Source organism: Streptomyces sp. NPDC001880, from assembly GCF_053594575.1.
In genome coordinates, this window is the sequence record NZ_JBSFET010000029.1 from 31,165 (window position 1) to 51,550 (window position 20,386).

Below are 20,386 nucleotides of genomic sequence, written 5' to 3' on the forward strand. Positions count from 1 at the left end.
GGTCGCCACCGCGGTCGTCCCGGCGGTCGTGGCCGCGGTAGCCACCGCGGTCGCCGCCACGGCTGTCCCGGCGGTCGAAGTTGCCGCGCTCGTCGCGACGGTCGTCACGGGCGGCGGGCTGCTCCGGCACGGAGACGGCGGCCTCGATCGCGGCCTCCGCCTCGGCGGCGACCTCGGCGACGGCGGCCTCGGGGTCGTCGCCCCGCTCGCGCGCGGCACGGGCGACGAGGCGGTCGGCCTCCTCGCGCAGCTCACCGGCGCGGCGCTGGACGCGCTCCAGCTGCCTGGTCAGGTCGGCGACCTCGCGCTCGGCCTGCTTGGCGGCGTTGTTCGCGGAGTCGGCCTGGACCTCGGTCAGCGAACGGGCACCGGTGATCTCGGCGACCTCCGGGTCGAACGCGCCCGCGCCGCCGACGATGTGGCGCGAGGCGTCGACGCCCGCGTCCTCCATCAGACGGAAGATCTGACGACGCTGGTGCGGCAGCGCCAGCGAGACGACGACACCGGACTTGCCGGCGCGGGCGGTACGGCCCGAGCGGTGCAGGTAGTCCTTGTGGTCACCGGCCGGGTCCACGTTCAGCACCAGGTCGATGCCGTCGACGTGGATGCCGCGGGCGGCGACGTCGGTCGCGACGAGCGCGTTGACGTAGCCGTCCTTGAAGTCGGCGAGCACCCGGGTACGGGCACCCTGCGTCATGCCGCCGTGCAGCGCGTCCGCCTTGACGCCCGCCTCGACGAGCTGCTCGGCGATGCGGTCGGCGCCCAGCTGGGTGCGGACGAAGATGATGGTGCGGCCCTTGCGGGCGGCGATGGCGGAGGTGACCGGTGCCTTGTCCTTCGGCTTCACGACGAGGACGTGGTGCGACATGGTCGTGACGTTGCCCTGGGCGCTGTCGACCTCGTGGCTGACCGGGTTGTCCAGGTAGCGCTTGACCAGCGTGCCGATCTCGTTCTCCATCGTGGCGGAGAAGAGCATGCGCTGACCGCCGACCGGAACCTGGTCGAGCAGCTCGGTGACCTCGGGCAGGAAGCCCAGGTCGGACATCTGGTCGGCCTCGTCGAGGACGGCGACCTGGACGTTCTCCAGGGAGCAGGCGCCGCGGTTGATGATGTCGCGCAGTCGGCCCGGGGTGGCGACGAGGATGTCGACACCGCGCTCCAGCGCGTAGATCTGGTTGCCCATCGACGTACCGCCGCAGACGACCTTCATCTTCAGGCCGAGCACGTCGCCGTACGGCTGGAGCGCGTCCGCGACCTGCATCGCGAGCTCACGGGTCGGGGTGAGGATGACGGCGCGGGGCTTCTTCTTCTCGGTGTGGCCGCCGGCCAGGGTGGCCAGGGTCGGCAGACCGAAGGAGAGGGTCTTGCCGGAGCCGGTGCGTCCGCGGCCCAGGATGTCCTTGCCGGCCAGGGCGTCCGGGATGGTCGCGGCCTGGATCGGGAAGGGTTCCGTCACACCGTTCTGCGCGAGCTTGCGGACGATGCCCTCGGGCAGGCCCAGGTCGGCGAAGGTGACGGTCGGCTCGGAGTCCGCGTCGGCGGAGTCGGTACCGGCCTGCTCGGCCAGGGGGGCGTCGGCCTCGATGGAACCGGCGGTCCCGGCGACGACGGTCTCGACGAGTTCGTCGTTCTCGATGCTCTCGGGCATGGCGGTGTGGTCAGAACTGGAAATTGACATGCGAAATGCGAAACCTTCCGGAGTCTCGGCACGCGCCCGTAACTCCGTGATTCGCAATTTCGACCGCCTCAATGCGGTCCAGCCACGGCAAGGGAGAGTACGCGCCACACGGCGCGCTTCTGTTTCGGCGCCGGGCAATGGGATCAAACGATCTACCACCATACGCACTCCCCCCTACATCGCGCAAACCGGCCTTTCGTCGACGCTGGGGCGTGTTCCGAAAACAGGGTCGTCCGCCCGGACGCCCTGACCATGCGGGACTTTCGAATCACGCCCTACGCCGGCCCCGCCTGCGGCGACACCTCGGGCGTCCGCAGCGGCACCGACCGGGCCGACGCCCCCGCCGCCTCGCTGCGGAGCTGCGCCGCGGGCGAGGCGGACGGCGGCGGCGCCGACGGCGGTCCGGACGGCTCCGGCTCGGGAGAGCTCGGCGGCTCGGGGGTCGGCGACACGGAGGGCTCCGGCGATTCGGGCTGCTGCGGCACCCCGGGCCCGGGGTGCGAGGCCGAGGGCGCGGGCGGCACAGTGCCCCGGGGCGGCTCCGTCCCACCCGGCTCCGCCCCCGGGCGCACGCCATCGGGGGCGGCCGGGGGCCCGGCGGATTCACCGGGCTCCGGCGACTCGACGACCTCCCGCTCGGAGTGCGCCTCGGCCCGGCCGCCACCGGTACGGACCCGGCCGGTGCCCGCCACGGTGCCGCCGTCCGGCCTGGCGGCGCTCCCCCCGTGCTCGGGCGACGACGACGGCAGCGGTTTCCCTTCGCCGTCGCCGACGCTCATGCAGCCGGTGGACGCGGCGACCGTCGCGGCGACGACGGCCGCCCATCGGGCGGGGACGGGCAACTGGCGCACGGGAGGCACCTCCGGGGTACGGGGACGGAGCGGTACGGAAGAAGTGGGGGTGTCGTGCCCAACTCCCTTTGCCCCGCCGGGGACACGCCCCGGACCCCGGCCCGCACACCACCCGCACGCCTTCCACGCCCCGTCCGCACGCCACCGGGCGGACCCGGGTGCGACCGGTGGCTCACCCGTAGCCGAGCGCGTGCAGCCTCGCGTCGTCGATGCCGAAGTGGTGGGCGACCTCGTGGACGACCGTGATCTCGGTCTCCGCCACGACGTCCTCCCGGGAGTCGCACATCCGGAGCGTCGGCCCGCGGTAGATGGTGATCCGGTCCGGCAGCACCCCCGCGTACCACTCGCCGCGGTCGGTCAGCGGCGTGCCCTCGTAGAGCCCGAGCAGCTCCGGGTCACCCGGGTCGGGCTCGTCCTCGACGAACACCGCGACGTTGTCCATCAACCGCGTCAGCTCCGGCGGAATCCGGTCCAGCGCCTCGGCGACCAGTTCTTCGAACTCTTCGCGCGTCATCTCCAGCACCCCGCCATTGTCCCGTACTGCCGGTCGCGGCGCCCCGGCCCGGACCACCCGTCCGACCGCTTCCGCGACGGCGCGCGCACCCCTGCCGCGTCCCCGCCGTAAACCGTTTTGGCGATAGCCGCCGGCATCCCATATGCTTCTCACGTCCCCGACGCGCTGGAAAGCGCGCAGGTGGGCCCTTAGCCCTCATCGTCTAGTGGCCCAGGACGCCGCCCTTTCAAGGCGGTAGCACGGGTTCGAATCCCGTTGGGGGCACGCTTTACCGTGTGCGAGACTCGTCTCGCACATTAGCTTGGTCCTGTGGAGCAGTTTGGAGTGCTCGCCACCCTGTCAAGGTGGAGGCCGCGGGTTCAAATCCCGTCAGGACCGCTGCAGCTTTCATGAGCTGCGTGGCTGGGTAGCTCAGTTGGTACGAGCGATCGCCTGAAAAGCGATAGGTCGCCGGTTCGATCCCGGCCCCAGCCACCACTCGAAGGCCCCGTCCGGTGGACGGGGCCTTCGTCGTGTCAGACCTCTTCCCGGTCCGCCGAATTCACACGGCCCCGGCCGCGCCAGGCCCGTACCGCCAGCACCAGCAGCACCGCCGTGACCACGGCCACCAGCGCCATGGCGTCCGGCACGTACTCGCCCATGCGCTGGGCCCACTGCTCCACGGCGAACGAATCGTCCACGTCCAGCAGTCCGGGCAGCGCCGTCGTCCCGTCGTACACGAGGAACAGCACGCCGAGACCGATGAAGAAGAGCCCGGACAACAGGGACGTGGTGTGCAGCTCGAAGCGGCCGAGCCGGAAGGCGCGGCCGCGCAGCCAGGCCCGGCGGCCCAGGTCGAAGCGTTCCCAGAGCAGCGCGAGCAGAAAGAGCGGGACCGCCATGCCCAGGGCATAGACGGCGAGCAGCAGCCCGCCGTAGACCGGGCTGCCGCTGACCGCCGCCACGGTGAGGACGCTGCCGAGGATCGGGCCCGCGCAGAAGCCGGCCAGTCCGTAGACGGCGCCCAGGGCGTAGACGGACAGGGCGGTGGTGGGGCGGATCCGGCCGCTGAGGGCGGCGATCCGGCGCGAGGCGAAGCCCAGGCCCACGATCTGCGCGACGCCGAGCGCGATGATCAGCCAGCCGGCGCCGAGGACGAGCGCGTCGCGGTGGCTGTAGAAGAGCCGTCCGGCGTACGAGCCCGCGGCGCCGAGCGGGACCAGGGTGGTGGCCAGTCCGGCGTAGAAGATGCCGGTACGGGCCAGAAGGCGCGAGGTGGAGTCGATGGAGTAGGCGAAGAAGGCGGGCAGCAGCAGCGCGCTGCACGGGCTGACCAGGGCGAGCAGCCCGCCGAGGAAGGCCGCGAAATAGCCGATGTCAGCGGTCATTTCGCATCGTCCCCGGAGCCCTGGGCGCCCTTGCCGCTCTTGGCGTCCTCGGTGTCGCGGGCCTTCTCGGCCGCCGCCTCGATGGCCGCGGTGAAGGTCTCCATGGGCTGGGCCCCGGCGATCGGGCGGCCGTTGATCAGGAACGACGGGGTGGAGGCCGCGCCGATTCCGTACCCCTCTTCCTGGTCCTTGCTCACGGCGGCGCGGGCGGCGGCGCTGTCCGCGTCGCGGGCGAACCGGTCGAGGTCGGGGACCCCGGCCTGCTGGGCGAGCGCCTTCAGCTGGTCCTTGCCGAACCCCTTCTCCATCGCCCCCTCGGCGTATGCGGCGGCGTGGAACTGCCAGAAGCGGTCCTGCTGCCCGGCCGCCCACGCGGCGCGGGCGGCGGCCTCGGACCCGGCGCCGAAGATCGGGAAGTTGCGCCACTCGATGCGCAGGGTGCCGTTGTCGACGTACTTCTTGACCAGGGCGGGTTCGGTGTCGCGGGCGAACTTGGCGCAGTAGCTGCACTTGAAGTCGGCGTACTCGATCAGGACGACGGGCGCGTCGGCGCGGCCCTGCGCGAGCTTGTCGTCGGGGTCGCGGCGGGCGAGCTTTGCCAGCTCCGGATAGACGCCGGCGTCCGGGTCGGCGGCGACATCGGCGACCGAGGAGGAGCCGGAGCCCGAGTCGCCGGGGGCGGTGGCCTGGTAGGAGACGAAGCCGAGGAGTGTGGCGGCGAGGACGACTCCAGCGCCGTAGATCAGCGGCTTCTTTTTCCTGGGCGAGGGCTTGCGTGCGGACGTGGAGCTGGGCGTGGACTTGGACATGCGGGACTCCGTGCTGGTGAGGCGGAAGGAAAAGGTGCGGCCGGGTGGGGACGGCCGGCTACACCCTCAGCACGGAGAGCTCGACGGGGGTGGGAGCGGCAGGCGCGAGGGCGCGCAGTTTCAGCCGCACGGGTGGGTGGACCGGGCCCGGTCCGGTGGCGGCGGGCAGGCCCCACTCGGCGAGGCCGGGCACCTGGTCGGACGCGGCACGGGCCCGGCCCGGGAACGCGGGTTCGCCGTCCTGCTTCCTGGTCTTGCCGCAGCCCGGCGTCGGGTGCCGGTCAGAGTCCGTCGTCACCACCGTGGCGGAGCCGGCCGGGGCGTCCGTGTCCGTCGCGGCGGCCACGACGGCGGTGGCGGACACGGTGGCCCGTGCGGCGCCGCCGGGGACGGCCTTCCCCAGTCCGCAGAACAGCCCCACTACGACCGCGAGCACCGCGATCAGGCAGCACCACTGCGTACGGGACACGGCGACCGGCCTTTCCGGGCGGGGGCAACGGGTGGTCAGCTGCCCGAAATGGTACGTGCTGTGATCCCGCAACTCTGCGCGGTGCCCAGGGGGTGACCCGGACCGCACGAAATATGTTCGCCGTTCGTCGGGCCCGGGTGAGATCCTGGGCACCGTATGTCTACTTCCTTCGCTGATCTCCAGAACCGGCTCGGACAGATCTCGCTCCGCGACGCGCACCGACTCGGCCGCCGTCTCGAAGGGGCACGCCGCATCCGTAAGCCCGAGGCCCGGCAGTCCGTACTGGACGAGATCGCCGCCGAGGCCGGAAAGGCAGCCGAGCGGCTTTCGCTGCGTGCCGCGCGGATGCCCGTCGTCTCGTACCCGGAACAGCTCCCGGTCAGTCAGAAGAAGGACGAGATCCTTGAGGCGATACGCGACCACCAGGTCGTGATCGTCGCCGGGGAGACCGGCTCCGGCAAGACCACGCAGATCCCGAAGATCTGCATGGAGCTGGGGCGCGGTGTCCGGGGCATGATCGGGCACACCCAGCCGCGCCGGATCGCGGCCCGTACGGTCGCCGAGCGCGTCGCGGACGAGCTGAAGACGCCGCTGGGCGAGGCGGTCGGCTGGAAGGTCCGTTTCACCGACCAGGTGAACCCCGACGCGACGTTCGTCAAGCTGATGACGGACGGCATCCTGCTCGCCGAGATCCAGACGGACCGCGAGCTGCGCGCATACGACACGATCATCATCGACGAGGCCCACGAGCGGTCGCTGAACATCGACTTCCTGCTCGGCTATCTGGCCCGGCTGCTGCCCAAGCGCCCGGACCTGAAGGTCGTCATCACCTCGGCGACGATCGACCCCGAGCGGTTCGCGCGCCATTTCGGCGAGGCGCCGATCGTCGAGGTCAGCGGGCGTACGTACCCGGTCGAGGTGCGGTACCGGCCGCTCCTCGAGGAGGAGGGCGACGACTCCGACCGCGACCAGATCACCGCGATCTGCGACGCCGTCGACGAGCTGCAGACCGAGGGTCCGGGCGACATCCTGGTCTTCCTCTCCGGCGAGCGGGAGATCCGTGACACCGCGGACGCGCTGAACAAGCGCAATCTCCGCCACACCGAGGTGCTCCCGCTCTACGCCCGGCTCTCGCACGCCGAGCAGCACCGGGTCTTCCAGCGCCACACCGGCCGCCGGATCGTCCTGGCGACCAACGTCGCCGAGACCTCGCTGACCGTCCCCGGCATCAAGTACGTGATCGACCCGGGCAACGCCCGGATCTCCCGCTACAGCCACCGCACCAAGGTCCAGCGGCTGCCGATCGAGCGGATCTCGCAGGCCAGCGCCAACCAGCGCAAGGGCCGCTGCGGCCGTACGTCGGACGGTGTCTGCATCCGGCTGTACTCCGAGGACGACTTCCTGACCCGTCCGGAGTTCACCGACCCGGAGATCCTCCGTACCAACCTCGCCTCCGTCATCCTCCAGATGACCGCGGCCGGCCTCGGCGACATCGAGAAGTTCCCCTTCATCGACCCGCCGGACCACCGCAACATCCGTGACGGCATCCAGCTCCTCCAGGAGCTCGGCGCGCTGGACGCGGAGGAGAAGGATCCGAAGAAGCGGCTCACCCCGCTCGGCCGCAAGCTCTCGCAGCTGCCCGTGGACCCGCGCCTGGCCCGCATGGTCATCGAGGCCGACCGCAACGGCTGTGTCCGCGAGGTCATGGTCATCGCGGCGGCGCTCTCCATCCAGGACCCGCGCGAGCGGCCCTCGGAGAAGCAGACACAGGCCGATCAGCAGCACGCCCGCTTCAAGGACGAGACGTCCGACTTCCTGGCGTTCCTGAACCTGTGGCGGTACGTCCGCGAGCAGCAGAAGGAGCGCGGCTCGTCCAGCTTCCGCCGGATGTGCAAGCAGGAGTATCTGAACTTCCTGCGCATCCGCGAATGGCAGGACATCTACGCGCAGCTGCGCACGGTCGCCAAGCAGATGGGCATGAAGGTCGAGGAGCCCTCGGCGGACACGGCCGTGCCGGAGCAGTCGGTGCACACCTCGCTGCTGTCCGGGCTGCTGTCGCACATCGGTCTGAAGGACACCGAGAAGAACGAGTACCTGGGCGCGCGCAGCGCCAAGTTCGCGATCTTCCCGGGATCGGCGCTCTTCAAGAAGCAGCCACGGTTCGTGATGTCGGCCGAGCTGGTCGAGACGTCCCGGCTGTGGGCGCGGGTCAACGCCAAGGTCGAGCCGGAGTGGATCGAGCCGCTGGCCCAGCACCTGCTCAAGCGCACCTACAGCGAGCCGCACTGGGAGAAGGATCAGGCGGCGGTGATGGCGTACGAGCGGGTCACGCTCTACGGGGTGCCGATCGTCGCCCAGCGCAAGATCAATTTCGGCCGGATCGACGCCGAGACCTCCCGTGATCTGTTCATCCGGAACGCCCTGGTCGAGGGCGACTGGCGGACCCACCACCAGTTCTTCCACGACAACCGCAAACTGCTCGGCGAGGTCGAGGAACTGGAGCACCGCGCCCGGCGCCGCGACATCCTCGTGGACGACGAGACGCTCTTCGACTTCTACGACCGGCGGATCCCCGAGCACGTGGTCTCCGGGGCGCACTTCGACTCCTGGTGGAAGCACAAGCGCCGGGACGAGCCGGACGCGCTGGACTTCGAGCGCTCGATGCTGATCAACGAGAAGGCCGGGGCCGTCACCAAGGACGACTACCCGGACTCCTGGCGCCAGGGGAAGCTCAAGTTCAAGGTCACGTACCAGTTCGAGCCGGGTGCGGACGCCGACGGTGTGACCGTCCACATCCCCCTCCAGGTGCTCAACCAGGTCACCCCCGAGGGCTTCGACTGGCAGATCCCCGGCCTGCGGGAGGAAGTGGTCACCGAGCTGATCCGCTCGCTGCCCAAGCCGATCCGCCGGCACTACGTCCCCGCGCCGAACTACGCGGACAAGTTCCTCGACCGGGCCGTACCGCTCCAGGAGCCGCTGCCGGTCACGCTGGCCCGGGAGCTCCAGCGGATGGTCGGCGTCCCGGTCTCGGCCGACGACTTCGACCTGGGCCGTGTCCCGGACCACCTGAAGATCACGTTCCGGATCGTCGACGAGCGGCGCCGCAAGGTGGCCGAGGACAAGGACCTGGAGGCGCTGAAGCTCCAGCTGCGCCCGAAGGCCCGTCAGGCGCTCTCCAAGGCCGCCGCGGCCACCGCCGGGCCCTCGGGCGAGTCCATCGAGCGTTCGGGCCTCACGGACTGGACGATCGGCACGCTGAACCGCGTCTTCGAGACGAGGCGGGCCGGCCAGCCGGTCAAGGCGTATCCGGCTCTGGTGGACCAGGGCGGGACCGTCGCCGTACGGCTCTTCGACACCGAGGCCGAGCAGCAGCAGGCGATGTGGCTGGGCACCCGGAAGCTGATCATGCTGAACGTCCCGGTGAACCCGGCGAAGTTCGCCTCCGACAAGCTGACGAACCAGCAGAAGCTGGCGCTGTCACGCAATCCGCACGGCTCCATCCAGGCGCTGTTCGAGGACTGCGCGACGGCGGCCGCCGACCGGCTGATCGGCGCGCACGGCGGCCCGGCCTGGGACGAGGAGTCGTTCCGGAAGCTGTACGACAAGGTGCGCGCCGACCTGGTCGCCCTGACCGAGCACACGGTCGAGCAGGTCCAGCAGGTGCTGGCCGCCTGGCAGGCCTGCGAGCGGCGCCTGAAGGCCACCAACAGCCTGGTCCTGGTCAACAACGTCACCGACGCCCGGGACCAGCTCGCGGCCCTCGTGCCGCCGGGTTTCGTCACGAAGACCGGGCTGCGCAGGCTGCCCGACCTGATGCGCTATCTGGTCGCCGTGGACCGCCGGCTCCAGCAGATGCCGACGGCCGTCCAGCGCGACACCACGCGCATGGAGAAGGTCCACGAGATGCAGGACGAGTACGCCTGGCTGCTCGAACAGATGCCGCAGGGCAGGCCCGTACCGCAGGAGGTGCTGGACATCCGCTGGATGATCGAGGAGCTCCGGGTGAGCTATTTCGCCCATGCGCTCGGGACGGCGTACCCGGTCTCCGACAAGCGGATCGTGAAGGCGATCGACGCGGCGGCGCCGTGAGAGGGCCCGCCCGGACAGACCGATCCGACCGTGACGGAGTCGCCACCATCAGTGAGTTCGACCTGAGCCTCTGACCTGCTGTACAGTCTGTCTTCGCAGCCAGCCGCAAGGCAAGCAGCGAAAACCTGGTCCTGTGGAGCAGTTTGGAGTGCTCGCCACCCTGTCAAGGTGGAGGCCGCGGGTTCAAATCCCGTCAGGACCGCAGTATCGAAAGCCCGGATCCTCATGGATCCGGGCTTTCGCGCGTCTTGACTCCGGCAACTGCCGACGAGCAGTCAGACGGCAGAGACCACCGCTGTTTCCCCCGGCGCGGGGCAGCGGTCCACCGAGAGGTGGCCCGCATCGCGGCGTCCGCCGCGCACGAGACCCGCGCGCCCCTGCGCCCGGCTGGCAGCCGTTTCCGGCTGCGGTCGCCTCACCCCGGCCACTGCCCGGCCACCGCCCGGCCCATCATCGGCCCCTGCGGCTCGCCGTGGGGCCCGCGACGGCCCGCCGGACCGATTCCGCCCCCGAGTCGCCGGCGCCGCTCCTGGGGCGCCGGACGACGCCTCAGGAGCCAAGGGCGAAAGTCCCCCAGGAGGGTGACCATTGGCGAGCCTTTCCGCTTCCCCGCAGTGGCAGGCTCGTATCCGGCAGGACTTGCACGATGTGACGGGAGTCACCGTAAAGAGTTTTATGAAGGGGTGACTTTACGCCCTTCCTACAACTGGCGAATTTAATATGTGCAATTGCACCGCTCGGACGGGAGCACCCGGGGACCGTTCCCACCACCCCGGCCCAGCCTCCCCGGGCAGTCCGGAACACTCCCGAACAGACTCGCTCGGGCCCGCACGGCGCCCCGGTCACACCCGACCGGACGCGCGGTTTGCGGCACAGTCGAGCCCGGCCTCCAGGCCCCGCGCGGGCACAAAAAAATCGCGCTGGACCCGGCGGAGTCCAGCGCGATCGAATGACGCACCCGTATTGCACAGGTATGGCGCCCGTTGGGGCGGTCGCCCGTCATGTGGAGCCATGGGCGGGCCTGCGCGGGTTGGGGGACCCGGAAGCCCGGTTGTTGCGGCGTGGCAGGGGTACGTCAGGCCTCGCTGCGCTGCTGCGGAATACCCGCAAGCAGTGCGCGGACCTCTGCCTCGCGGTACCGGCGATGTCCACCGAGCGTGCGGATGGACGTGAGCTTGCCTGCCTTGGCCCAGCGGGTAACCGTCTTCGGGTCCACGCGGAACATCGTGGCAACCTCAGCCGGGGTCAGCAGCGGCTCGGCATCAGGGGTGCGAGCGGTCATGAGCGGCCTCCTCGGGAGAACCGAACCATCTCGGTTCTTTCCTCTAAATTCTGCACCTTGACCCACGTTGCCCGAAATGGCGGACGCGGGCCGAGTCGGTTATAGGACGAACGGCTTGTCCTCGGCACTACAACTACACCATCCGTCCAGCCACGTCGGCCAAACCGATGGAATTGCCCTCCCAGGTGTTCATCAGCGACGGAAGCCGATGGACCATGCCATAGCGGACAGTCACCCCACCGTAACGATCAGTCACAGAGCGATCAGGAGCCATCAGACCCCCCATAGAGTGCAATGCTGAGCATTCCGCCCTTAGTTGGGCGGAGGAACCCCTCCCCAGGTTCCTTGTCCTATTTTGGCATGAGGAGTAGGGAAGGACGCAAGAGCCCAGTTAGTGCTATCCGTCACGCTTGAGTCAAAGGCCCGGTTCGGGACGTAGGTCCCAAGGCCACGGGAGTACGCTTCCGCCTCTGCGCTCCCACGAGTCACACAGGACACAGGGACAGACGCAGATATCGCCCTGTCAGTTCGCGAACTGACGATCCCTTACGGCACGCCAGCGCTCCGCCAGCCGGCTGTACGCCTCGCTCGCTCCCTCGGTGTCGCCGGCCTGGAGTGCCGCGATGCCCTCGGCCACATCCGCGGCCGACCGGTCCCCGGCGAGCTGCTCGGCCGGCAGCGCGTGCACCAGACCTCCGTAGTCCAGCTCGACCAGCGCACGCGGATGGAACTCCTCCAGCCAGCGCCCCACGTCCACCAGCCCCTCGGTCAGCCGGCCCTCGTCCACCGAATCCCGCAGCGTCCTCAGCCCCCGGGCCAGCCGACGGCGGGCATGCACCATCGGCGTCCGGTACCGGAGCACGGGCCCCGCACCGTCCTCGCCCGCCTCCACGTACTCCCGCTCCTCGTCGGAGAAGAGCACGAACCACCGCACCGGCACCTGCCACACCGAGGTACGGATCCACGGCCGGGCGTCCGGATTCCGCTCCGCCCACCGCTCGTGGTCCGCCGCCGCCTGCCCGCGCACCACCGGCGGCAGCACCGCGTCGAGCACCGGCGCGGGGAACATCTCCGTCAGCTCCTCCAGCGCCAGCCAGCCGCGCAGCCTGGTCCGCCACGGGCAGACGCACACCACACCGTCGGCCTCGGCGACGAACGCGTCCCCGCTCTCGTGCGCCGGCACGGCGGCCGGCGGGGTGGCCACCAAGTCGGCCAGCGAACGGCGCAGTTCGTCCTGTGCCGTGGGCATCCGGGCCCGCCCGGCGTACCGCGCCCAGTGGGCGCGTTCGGGCTCCGGGAAGGCGGCCAGCGGCTCGTACACGCGGAGGTAGGACGCATAAGGGACAAGCACCGAAGACACCACCGACATGCAGCAGATCGTGTCATGCCCGTACTCCGCCGGGGGGTGATCCTGGGTAGTGGAAGAGATCCACGTCCGCGAAGGACATACCCTCGTGCCCAGTCGGACCAGCCGCGCCGGCCGGTCCGCGGCCCTCCCCACCTTCAGGAGGGTCTTCGCCGCTTCGTACTTGGGAGTCACCACAGTGACCAATGTGACCGACGGCGTCCTGCACACCCTGTTCCGGTCGGAACAGGGGGGCCACGAACAAGTCGTGCTCTGCCAGGACCGTGCCAGCGGCCTCAAGGCCGTCATCGCCATCCATTCCACCGCCCTGGGCCCGGCCCTCGGCGGCACCCGCTTCTATCCGTACGCCTCCGAGGAGGAGGCCGTCGCGGATGCGCTGAACCTCTCGCGCGGCATGTCGTACAAGAACGCCATGGCCGGTCTCGACCACGGCGGCGGCAAGGCCGTCATCATCGGCGACCCCGAGCAGATCAAGTCGGAGGAACTGCTGCTGGCCTACGGCCGGTTCGTGGCCTCGCTCGGCGGGCGCTACGTGACCGCCTGCGACGTCGGCACCTACGTCGCGGACATGGACGTCGTCGCCCGCGAGTGCCGCTGGGCCACCGGCCGCTCCCCCGAGAACGGCGGCGCCGGCGACTCCTCGGTCCTCACCGCGTTCGGTGTCTTCCAGGGCATGCGGGCCTCGGCACAGCACGTCTGGGGCGACCCGACGCTGCGTGGCCGAAAAGTGGGGGTCGCCGGAGTCGGCAAGGTCGGTCACCACCTGGTTGAGCATCTGCTCTCGGACGGTGCGGAGGTCGTGATCACGGATGTGCGGGAGGAGTCCGTACGCCGGATCACCGGGAAGCACCCCGAGATCGCCGTCGCCGCGGACACCGACGCGCTGATCCGTACCGAGGGCCTCGACATCTACGCCCCGTGCGCGCTCGGCGGCGCGCTGAACGACGAGAGCGTCGCGGTGCTCACGGCGAAGGTGGTGTGCGGTGCGGCCAACAACCAGCTCGCGCACCCCGGCGTCGAGAAGGACCTCGCGGACCGGGCGATCCTGTACGCGCCCGACTACGTGGTGAACGCGGGCGGCGTCATCCAGGTCGCCGACGAGCTGCACGGCTTCGACTTCGACCGGTGCAAGGCAAAGGCGTCGAAGATCTTCGACACCACGCTGGCCATATTCGCACGTGCGAAGGATGACGGCATTCCGCCGGCCGCCGCGGCCGACCGGATCGCCGAACAGCGGATGGCCGAAGCCCGCCGCCGCTGACGGTGGCGGACGCGTCACCGCGCGTCCGCATCACCGTGGACCGTCGACCCGCCGACCGGCGAGACAAGACTCACGCCGGTCGGCGGGTCGCGTGCCAAGAAGAGGTTAAAATCGCAGTTGACCAGCGAGGACGGGGCTTCTCGCCGGTCTCCTTCCGGGGCGCGTGATGCGGGCGACGTACCGTATGGCCGCGGAAGCAGGTACCGTTAAAGCCCTACGGGCACGGTCTCTCATCCGAGAGTCCGTCCTGAAACATGAACGCGTGTCAAGACTCTGGGGCCGTCGAGCCCCGTCACCGAGGGGGTCGAGCCATGGGGCGCGGCCGGGCAAAGGCCAAGCAGACAAAGGTCGCCCGCCAGCTGAAGTACAGCAGCGGCGGGACTGACCTGTCGCGTCTGGCCAATGAGCTGGGCGCAACCGCTTCGAGTCAGCCACCGAACGCAGAGCCGTTCGAGGACGACGACGAAGAAGATGACCCGTACGCACGGTACGCGGATCTGTACAACGACGACGAGGACGAGGACGAGGACGACAAGTCCGGTCCGTCGTCACAGCGCCGCGGCGCTTGACCTCGCGCTGACACATCAACCCGGTCCGGGCCTGTCCCGGACCGGGTTCTGTGCTGCCCCGGCCCGGCCGCCCGTGCGGGAGCCGGTTTGCCGATGCCTTCCTCGGCCGCCGGACGTGCTGCGATCCCGGCGGCCAAGGATGTAGCGGACACCGGGTTCGCCCCGGTGCACCCACCCGTGTCTATCGCGCGTACCCGCCGACGAGCTCCGCACCCGAGGTGTGTGCCCCGCGCTCGGTGATCTCGCCCGCGACCCAGGACTCGACCCCGCGGTCGGCCAGCGTCGTCAGTGCCACGTCCACGGACTCGGCCGGGACGATCGCGATCATGCCGACGCCCATGTTCAGCGTCTTCTCCAGCTCCAGCTGCTCGACCTGTCCCGTGCGTCCGACCAGGTCGAAGACCGCGCCGGGCGTCCAGGTGGAGCGGTCGACCCTGGCGTGCAGTCCTTCCGGGATGACCCGGGCGAGGTTGTTGGCCAGGCCGCCGCCGGTGATGTGGCTGAAGCCGTGCACCTCGGTCGTGCGGGTCAGCGCCAGGCAGTCCAGCGAGTAGATCTTGGTGGGTTCCAGGAGTTCCTCGCCGAGCGTGCGGCCGAACTCCTCGACCTGCCGGTCCAGCGACCAGCCGGCCCGGTCGAACACCACGTGCCGGACGAGCGAGTACCCGTTGGAGTGAAGACCGGACGACGCCATGGCGATCACCACGTCACCCTTACGGATACGGTCCGGGCCCAGCAGCAGCTCGGCCTCGACCACACCCGTACCGGCGCCTGCGACATCGAAGTCGTCCGGGCCGAGCAGACCGGGGTGCTCGGCGGTCTCGCCGCCGACCAGGGAGCAGCCCGCGAGGACGCAGCCCTCGGCGATGCCCTTCACGATGGCCGCGACACGCTCGGGGTGCACCTTGCCGACGCAGATGTAGTCGGTCATGAAGAGCGGCTCGGCGCCGCAGACGACCAGGTCGTCGACGACCATGCCGACCAGGTCGTGGCCGATGGTGTCGTACACGCCCATCTTGCGGGCGAGGTCGACCTTCGTGCCGACGCCGTCGGTGGCGGAGGCGAGCAGTGGACGCTCGTAGCGCTTGAGGGCCGAGGCGTCGAAGAGGCCGGCGAAACCGCCGAGGCCGCCGAGGCCCGCGACCTCGGGGCGCTGCGTCTTCTTCACCCACTCCTTCATCAGCTCGACGGCGCGGTCGCCGGCTTCGATGTCGACGCCCGCTGCCGCGTAGGAAGCACCTGTTGTCTCAGACATTGCCTGGGATCTTTCGTGTGGAAATACGGGGCTGGTGGCCAGAGGTGTGCGGCTGGGCCGTCACGGACGACGCAGTGCGTCGGACGCGGCGGTCGCCGCCGGGCCTGCCGCCAGCTCGGTCTCCAGCAGCTGCTTGCCGAGCAGCTCCGGGTCCGGGAGCTCCATGGGGTACTCACCGTCGAAGCAGGCGCGGCAGAGGTTCGGCTTGGCGATCGTCGTCGCCTCGACCATGGCGTCGAGCGAGATGTACGCCAGCGAGTCCGCGCCCATCGACGTGGAGATCTCGTCGACGGTCATGCCGTTGGCGATCAGCTCGGCGCGGGTCGCGAAGTCGATGCCGAAGAAGCAGGGCCATTTCACCGGCGGGGACGAGATCCGGATGTGGATCTCGGCGGCACCGGCCTCGCGGAGCATCCGGACCAGTGCGCGCTGGGTGTTGCCGCGGACGATCGAGTCGTCGACGACCACCAGGCGCTTGCCCTTGATGACTTCCTTGAGCGGGTTCAGCTTGAGGCGGATACCCAGCTGGCGAATGGTCTGGGACGGCTGGATGAAGGTACGGCCGACGTACGCGTTCTTCACCAGGCCGGCACCGAACGGAATGCCGCTGGCCTCCGCGTAACCGATGGCGGCGGGGGTGCCGGACTCCGGGGTCGCTATGACCAGATCGGCCTCGACCGGGGCCTCGGCGGCGAGCTTGCGGCCCATCTCCACCCGGGAGAGGTAGACGTTGCGCCCGGCGATGTCGGTGTCGGGGCGGGCCAGGTAGACGTACTCGAAGACGCAGCCCTTGGGCTTCGCTTCCGCGAACCGCGAGGTGCGCAGGCCGTTCTCGTCGATGGCGACGAGCTCGCCCGGCTCGATCTCGCGGACGAAGCTGGCACCGCAGATGTCGAGGGCGGCGGACTCGGAGGCCACCACCCAGCCGCGCTCCAGCCTGCCGAGGACCAGCGGACGAATGCCCTGCGGGTCACGGGCGGCGTAGAGAGTGTGCTCGTCCATGAAGACGAGGGAGAAGGCGCCCCTGACATCGGGGAGCACCTTCGCGGCGGCCTGCTCGATGGTGAGCGGCTTGCCGTCCTCATCGGTCTGGCCGGCGAGCAGCGCGGTCACCAGGTCGGTGTCGTTCGTCGCGGCGACCTGGGTGGCGCGGCCGTCCTTGCGAGGAAGGTCCGCGACCATCTCGGCGAGCTGGGCCGTATTGACCAGGTTGCCGTTGTGACCCAGGGCGATCGAGCCGTGCGCGGTCGCACGGAACGTCGGCTGCGCGTTCTCCCACACCGAGGCACCGGTGGTGGAGTAGCGGGCATGACCGATCGCGATATGGCCCTGGAGAGATCCCAGAGACGTTTCGTCGAAGACCTGCGAGACCAGTCCCATGTCCTTGAAGACCAGGATCTGGGACCCGTTGCTCACTGCGATGCCCGCGGACTCCTGTCCACGGTGCTGCAGGGCATACAGTCCGAAATAGGTGAGCTTGGCGACCTCTTCGCCCGGAGCCCAGACACCGAAGACGCCGCAAGCGTCCTGGGGGCCTTTCTCTCCGGGGAGCAGGTCGTGGTTGAGTCGTCCATCACCACGAGGCACGCCACCGAGTGTAGGCGAGATCGACCACTGGTCCGAATTCGGGATACCGGGCCGGACCGCCGGGGAAGCGCCCCCAGGGGTGGTTCGGCGGCCGCTTCGGACAGTTACACGGAGTGATCATCCGCGGGTCGCGGTGGCGCCCGGATCGGGCCACGGAGCGGCGGTCGCCCGGATCAGCGCCCGGTTACCGTCGAGTTCCGGCCATCCGGGCCGGGTGGTCCGCCGGGCCGGATGGTGGCGCTCGGTGAAGCAGTCGGCGGCCCGGCGTTGAGTCCGACCGAACGCGCGGTTCGTGGCGAGCCTCACACCGCAATGCCCGGGACGCGGGCCCCGGGACCCCTCGGCGCGGCATCGCCGGCCGGGGCGGAGGGTCCGCAGCGCGAGACCCTGGATGACAGGCGCATGACCGGTCGGCAGGCTCCTGCACCGTGCAGCCCCGGCCTCTCGGTGACCGTTCGGTCACGCTCGTGGAGCGTCGGCACGTCGATCCGGGACGTGTCGCGAGCGCCATCTGTCGCTGCGCCCTCGGCTGCCGTCGCCTCCCTGGTTCTCACCGCCCTCCCGCCGCGCGCCGGTCTGCGCACCTCACCCGCTTTTCCCCCTTCCACAGCCCTGCGCGCAGCCGCAGCCGCTCCGGCAGGCCGCCACCCGCTCCCCCGCCCGGTCCAGCCTCTGCACCGGGCGCTGTCCGGGACGTACGGAGGACGGGCTCGCCGAGCCCGTCACGGACCGGTCGGACTACCGGGGCAGGAGCGGGAGGGACCGGCTGCTCCGGATCGCCCACGACCGGCGCCAACAGGCCGGCCGGGCGGCCGCCGAGCCGGAGCAGCCGGCCGAGTTGCGGGCGTCCTGGGAGCGGACCGACGCCGGGCTGCTGCCGTACCCGACGGGGTCCTGAACCGGCCCCGTACCGAATCGCCGCCCCGGACGACGGGGGCGTCCGGTACTCACCTCATCAGGGGCAGCAGGGCGGCGAGGTCGGCCCGCTCCCCGCTCGCGGCGACCTTCGCCTCGTCGAGCGCCCGCGCCCACTCCGTACGCCCGGTGGCGAGCCGGATCCAGGTGAGCGGGTCGGTCTCGACGACGTTGGGCGGCGTGCCGCGGGTGTGCCGGGGGCCCGGCACACACTGGACGACGGCGAACGGCGGGATGCGCACCTCGACCGAGCCGCCCGGCGCCTTCTCCGCGAGGGCGTCGGCGAGCAGCCGGGTGCAGGCGGCGAGGGCCTGCCGGTCGTACGGGATGTCGAGGCCGGCCGCCTCGTTCAGATCGTCGGTGTGCACGACGAGTTCGACGGTACGGGTGACGAGGAAGTCGGCCAGCCGCATCACCCCGACCCGCGTCGGCACCAGCCGCTCGTCGCCGGCCCCGGGCACCAGCTCCTCGAACCGCTCCGCGACCTCCCCGTACAACGCGTCCAGGTCGAGGCGGTCCGCGGCGAGCGCCCTGGTGTCGTCCGCGATGTGCGCGGCCCGGTCCACGGTCCTGAACGGCCACTCGACGGGCGTCAGATCGGGCTTCGCCGCAACGGGTTCCGGGTGCTCCGGATTCCGGCTGACGGCCGAGAGCGCCATGGTCAGATGTACGGCCAGGTCGCGCACGGTCCAGTCGCCGAGCCGGGTCGGCAGCGCGAGCTGTCCGGGCGTCAGGGTGCGTACGGCTTCCCGGACATGGACGAACTGCGCCAGGACCGCGCTGCGGGTCCTGGCCGGGTCGTAGCGGCGGGCACGTTTCTGGGACGGCGGCATGCCCGGGAGCTTAGACCGACCGGCAATTGGGGGGTGGGAGAAGGAGCGGGGCCGGGTGCGTGCAGCTGCAAGGCGGAGGATTGAGGCAGATGGGGTCTCCCCTGCTCGAACGCAGCGGAGAGCTTGGGGAAGGAGCGTTGTCGATTGACGACAACGCGGCAGATGCGCGCACCCAGCCCCGCGACGCCGCCCCCCAATTGCCGGTCGGTCCAGGACCGACCGGCACGCACCGCTACGGCGGCCTCAGGGCCGGGTCGCGAAGTCGGCCAGGCCCTCGGCGAGCAGGCCGAAACCCCGCTCGGCGAGCACGACGGCGTCCGGCGCGACCGCGTCCGCCGACTCCCCGGCCAGCAACCGCAACTGGTTCGCCTGTATGAGCGCGTTGCGGGTGCCGATCAACTGGACGGCCACGACCCGGGCGAGGGACGGGTCCTCCCCCTCCTCGACCAGCACTTCGGCGAGCAGGTCGAAGGAGCGCATGGAGAACGCGTGGGCCCGGGTGAGCAGCGCCGGGGTCTCCACGATCAGCCGGCGCACTCCGAGCACCACCGGCTCGTCGCTCATGCCGACCGAGGGATCACGGCTCTCGACGCAGGCCAGGAACTGCCCGCGCACGGCGGCCAGGACGGACTCGCCGGAGGCCCGGTCCCGCACCGCGCGCGCGACATCGCCGATGTGCTCCTCCATGGGAGCGAGGACCAGGTCCTCCTTGCCGGCGAAGTAGTTGAAGACAGTCATCTTCGACACCTCGGCCGCCTCCGCGATCTCGGCGACCGAGACCTTGTCGAAGCCGCGCTCGGCGAAGAGTTCGGTGGCCGCGGCCAGCAGGCGGCGCCGCGTCTGGAGCTTCTTGCGCTCGCGCAGGCTCATCCCCTCGGTCATGGCGTCACTGTACCAGGATGAATGTTAATCCCGGATTAATTATTTACCCAGTGCATTTTCTTGGCCAGGATGGTGCCCGGCCGCCACGGCACCACGCCACCCGGGAAGGGAACTCCGGCATGTCCGCTGTCGCGCCCGCAGTCATGACCGACCGTCAACGCCTCGCCGCGCTCGTCCTCGTCGTACGCCGCCAGGCCACCGCGGCCGAACCGGTGCTGCCGCTCGGCCTGTTGGGGATCCGCGAGCGCCGGTACGGCTTCGCCGTCCAGGGCCTGGCCGACGCGGCCATGATGGGCTCGATGGCCTACGTGATGATCTGTCTCCGGATCGTGCGCGGGATCGCCGCCTCGTCGGCCGGGCTCTGCCTGATCCCGATGACGATCGGAATGACCGCCGCCGGTCCGCTCTCCGACAGGCTTGCCGTGGCCGGCCGGCCACGCCCACCAGCAGGCCCTGGACGTCTTCGTCGCCTCGCCGCATACGGTCTTCCGGGCCACGACCGGAGTGATGCTCCCGGCGACCGTTCCGGCGACCCGCCTGCCGACCCGGCGGGAACCGGAACCGGCGGACATGAATGCCGCCGAATTCACCACGCCGCGGTCACTCTCGTCGCTCCACCGATGAAACGGAATTCCGCCGGAATTCCGCACCCGGACGGT

The 20,386-nt window shown here is 70.3% G+C and carries 16 protein-coding genes and 4 tRNA genes; 7 read left to right on the top strand and 13 right to left on the bottom strand.

The window, feature by feature from the left end; translation table 11 throughout:
- From ACWCQ6_RS18265 to ACWCQ6_RS18275, 3 genes are all read right to left on the bottom strand, one after another.
- On the bottom strand, positions 1-1,648 hold a 1,648-nt coding region (locus ACWCQ6_RS18265), incomplete at its 3' end, for a DEAD/DEAH box helicase (RefSeq protein ID WP_451090303.1).
- A 305-nt stretch (positions 1,649-1,953) separates the two neighbouring features.
- Entirely contained in the window at positions 1,954-2,529 is a 576-nt protein-coding gene (locus ACWCQ6_RS18270; RefSeq protein WP_451090305.1) for a hypothetical protein, read from the bottom strand.
- 172 nt (positions 2,530-2,701) lie between these two features.
- Positions 2,702-3,052, bottom strand: a complete 351-nt coding sequence (locus ACWCQ6_RS18275) for a metallopeptidase family protein (RefSeq protein ID WP_451090307.1) — start codon at positions 3,050-3,052, stop codon at positions 2,702-2,704.
- 182 nt (positions 3,053-3,234) lie between these two features.
- Between ACWCQ6_RS18275 and ACWCQ6_RS18280 the strand changes: the two genes are divergently transcribed.
- The 3 genes from ACWCQ6_RS18280 to ACWCQ6_RS18290 all read left to right on the top strand — a co-directional run bounded on the left by ACWCQ6_RS18280 (position 3,235) and on the right by ACWCQ6_RS18290 (position 3,520).
- Positions 3,235-3,307 (top strand) — tRNA-Glu (locus ACWCQ6_RS18280).
- Positions 3,308-3,346: 39 nt separating this feature from the next.
- A tRNA-Asp gene (locus ACWCQ6_RS18285) sits at positions 3,347-3,421 on the top strand.
- 22 nt (positions 3,422-3,443) lie between these two features.
- A tRNA-Phe gene (locus ACWCQ6_RS18290) sits at positions 3,444-3,520 on the top strand.
- A 38-nt stretch (positions 3,521-3,558) separates the two neighbouring features.
- Here ACWCQ6_RS18290 and ACWCQ6_RS18295 read toward each other — a convergent pair.
- The 3 genes from ACWCQ6_RS18295 to ACWCQ6_RS18305 are packed head-to-tail and all read right to left on the bottom strand — an operon-like array spanning position 3,559 to position 5,688.
- Positions 3,559-4,410 carry a cytochrome c biogenesis CcdA family protein gene (locus tag ACWCQ6_RS18295; protein ID WP_451090309.1) on the bottom strand — a complete coding sequence of 284 codons (852 nt, stop codon included), beginning with the start codon at positions 4,408-4,410 and terminating at the stop codon, positions 3,559-3,561.
- Complete coding sequence (locus tag ACWCQ6_RS18300) at positions 4,407-5,219, bottom strand: DsbA family protein (RefSeq protein ID WP_451090311.1); 813 nt, start codon at positions 5,217-5,219, stop codon at positions 4,407-4,409. Before ACWCQ6_RS18300 ends, ACWCQ6_RS18295 begins: the two co-directional genes overlap by 4 nt.
- A 58-nt stretch (positions 5,220-5,277) precedes the next feature.
- Complete coding sequence (locus ACWCQ6_RS18305) at positions 5,278-5,688, bottom strand: hypothetical protein (protein WP_451090313.1); 411 nt, start codon at positions 5,686-5,688, stop codon at positions 5,278-5,280.
- A gap of 156 nt (positions 5,689-5,844) precedes the next feature.
- Here ACWCQ6_RS18305 and hrpA point away from each other — a divergent pair, with 156 nt between their 5' ends.
- The gene (hrpA, locus tag ACWCQ6_RS18310; protein ID WP_451090315.1) at positions 5,845-9,777 is read left to right on the top strand and encodes an ATP-dependent RNA helicase HrpA; all 3,933 of its coding nucleotides are present in this window, start codon (positions 5,845-5,847) and stop codon (positions 9,775-9,777) included.
- A 127-nt stretch (positions 9,778-9,904) separates the two neighbouring features.
- Positions 9,905-9,979 (top strand) — tRNA-Asp (locus tag ACWCQ6_RS18315).
- Positions 9,980-10,852: 873 nt separating this feature from the next.
- Here ACWCQ6_RS18315 and bldC read toward each other — a convergent pair.
- The gene (gene bldC, locus ACWCQ6_RS18320; protein ID WP_003949541.1) at positions 10,853-11,059 is read right to left on the bottom strand and encodes a developmental transcriptional regulator BldC; all 207 of its coding nucleotides are present in this window, start codon (positions 11,057-11,059) and stop codon (positions 10,853-10,855) included.
- A 523-nt stretch (positions 11,060-11,582) separates the two neighbouring features.
- Positions 11,583-12,428: a hypothetical protein gene (locus ACWCQ6_RS18325; RefSeq protein ID WP_451090317.1), complete on the bottom strand. Its 846-nt coding sequence runs from the start codon at positions 12,426-12,428 to the stop codon at positions 11,583-11,585.
- A gap of 175 nt (positions 12,429-12,603) precedes the next feature.
- On the opposite strand from ACWCQ6_RS18325, the gene ACWCQ6_RS18330 reads away from it, so the two are divergent.
- Both ACWCQ6_RS18330 and ACWCQ6_RS18335 read left to right on the top strand, forming a co-directional pair.
- The gene (locus tag ACWCQ6_RS18330) at positions 12,604-13,686 is read left to right on the top strand and encodes a Leu/Phe/Val dehydrogenase (protein WP_451090367.1); all 1,083 of its coding nucleotides are present in this window, start codon (positions 12,604-12,606) and stop codon (positions 13,684-13,686) included.
- Between the two features lie 311 nt (positions 13,687-13,997).
- Positions 13,998-14,255 carry a DUF3073 domain-containing protein gene (locus tag ACWCQ6_RS18335; protein ID WP_451090319.1) on the top strand — a complete coding sequence of 86 codons (258 nt, stop codon included), beginning with the start codon at positions 13,998-14,000 and terminating at the stop codon, positions 14,253-14,255.
- 181 nt (positions 14,256-14,436) lie between these two features.
- Here ACWCQ6_RS18335 and purM read toward each other — a convergent pair whose 3' ends face one another.
- The 5 genes from purM to ACWCQ6_RS18360 all read right to left on the bottom strand — a co-directional run bounded on the left by purM (position 14,437) and on the right by ACWCQ6_RS18360 (position 20,320).
- Entirely contained in the window at positions 14,437-15,510 is a 1,074-nt protein-coding gene (gene purM, locus ACWCQ6_RS18340; protein ID WP_451090321.1) for a phosphoribosylformylglycinamidine cyclo-ligase, read from the bottom strand.
- Between the two features lie 60 nt (positions 15,511-15,570).
- On the bottom strand, positions 15,571-17,097 hold the full coding sequence (gene purF / locus ACWCQ6_RS18345) for an amidophosphoribosyltransferase (RefSeq protein WP_451090323.1): 1,527 nt from the start codon (positions 17,095-17,097) through the stop codon (positions 15,571-15,573).
- 947 nt (positions 17,098-18,044) lie between these two features.
- A complete protein-coding gene (locus ACWCQ6_RS18350) occupies positions 18,045-18,845 on the bottom strand; it encodes a sterol carrier family protein (protein WP_451090325.1) in 801 nt (266 codons plus the stop codon).
- A 243-nt stretch (positions 18,846-19,088) separates the two neighbouring features.
- Positions 19,089-19,727 (bottom strand): TetR/AcrR family transcriptional regulator, encoded by a 639-nt coding sequence (locus ACWCQ6_RS18355; RefSeq protein WP_451090328.1) that lies wholly within the window; start codon positions 19,725-19,727, stop codon positions 19,089-19,091.
- A 35-nt stretch (positions 19,728-19,762) separates the two neighbouring features.
- A complete protein-coding gene (locus ACWCQ6_RS18360; RefSeq protein WP_451090330.1) occupies positions 19,763-20,320 on the bottom strand; it encodes a hypothetical protein in 558 nt (185 codons plus the stop codon).
- Positions 20,321-20,386 lie beyond the last annotated feature (66 nt).

Excerpts from the sequence above, each read along its gene's own strand:
- ACWCQ6_RS18295 (WP_451090309.1), bottom strand. The coding sequence starts at position 4,410 with ATGACCGCTGACATCGGCTATTTCGCGGCCTTCCTCGGCGGGCTGCTC.
- ACWCQ6_RS18300 (WP_451090311.1), bottom strand. The coding sequence starts at position 5,219 with ATGTCCAAGTCCACGCCCAGCTCCACGTCCGCACGCAAGCCCTCGCCC.
- hrpA (WP_451090315.1), top strand. The coding sequence starts at position 5,845 with ATGTCTACTTCCTTCGCTGATCTCCAGAACCGGCTCGGACAGATCTCG.
- bldC (WP_003949541.1), bottom strand. The coding sequence starts at position 11,059 with ATGACCGCTCGCACCCCTGATGCCGAGCCGCTGCTGACCCCGGCTGAG.
- ACWCQ6_RS18325 (WP_451090317.1), bottom strand. The coding sequence starts at position 12,428 with ATGTCGGTGGTGTCTTCGGTGCTTGTCCCTTATGCGTCCTACCTCCGC.
- ACWCQ6_RS18335 (WP_451090319.1), top strand. The coding sequence starts at position 13,998 with ATGGGGCGCGGCCGGGCAAAGGCCAAGCAGACAAAGGTCGCCCGCCAG.
- purM (WP_451090321.1), bottom strand. The coding sequence starts at position 15,510 with ATGTCTGAGACAACAGGTGCTTCCTACGCGGCAGCGGGCGTCGACATC.
- ACWCQ6_RS18350 (WP_451090325.1), bottom strand. The coding sequence starts at position 18,845 with ATGCCGCCGTCCCAGAAACGTGCCCGCCGCTACGACCCGGCCAGGACC.
- ACWCQ6_RS18355 (WP_451090328.1), bottom strand. The coding sequence starts at position 19,727 with ATGACCGAGGGGATGAGCCTGCGCGAGCGCAAGAAGCTCCAGACGCGG.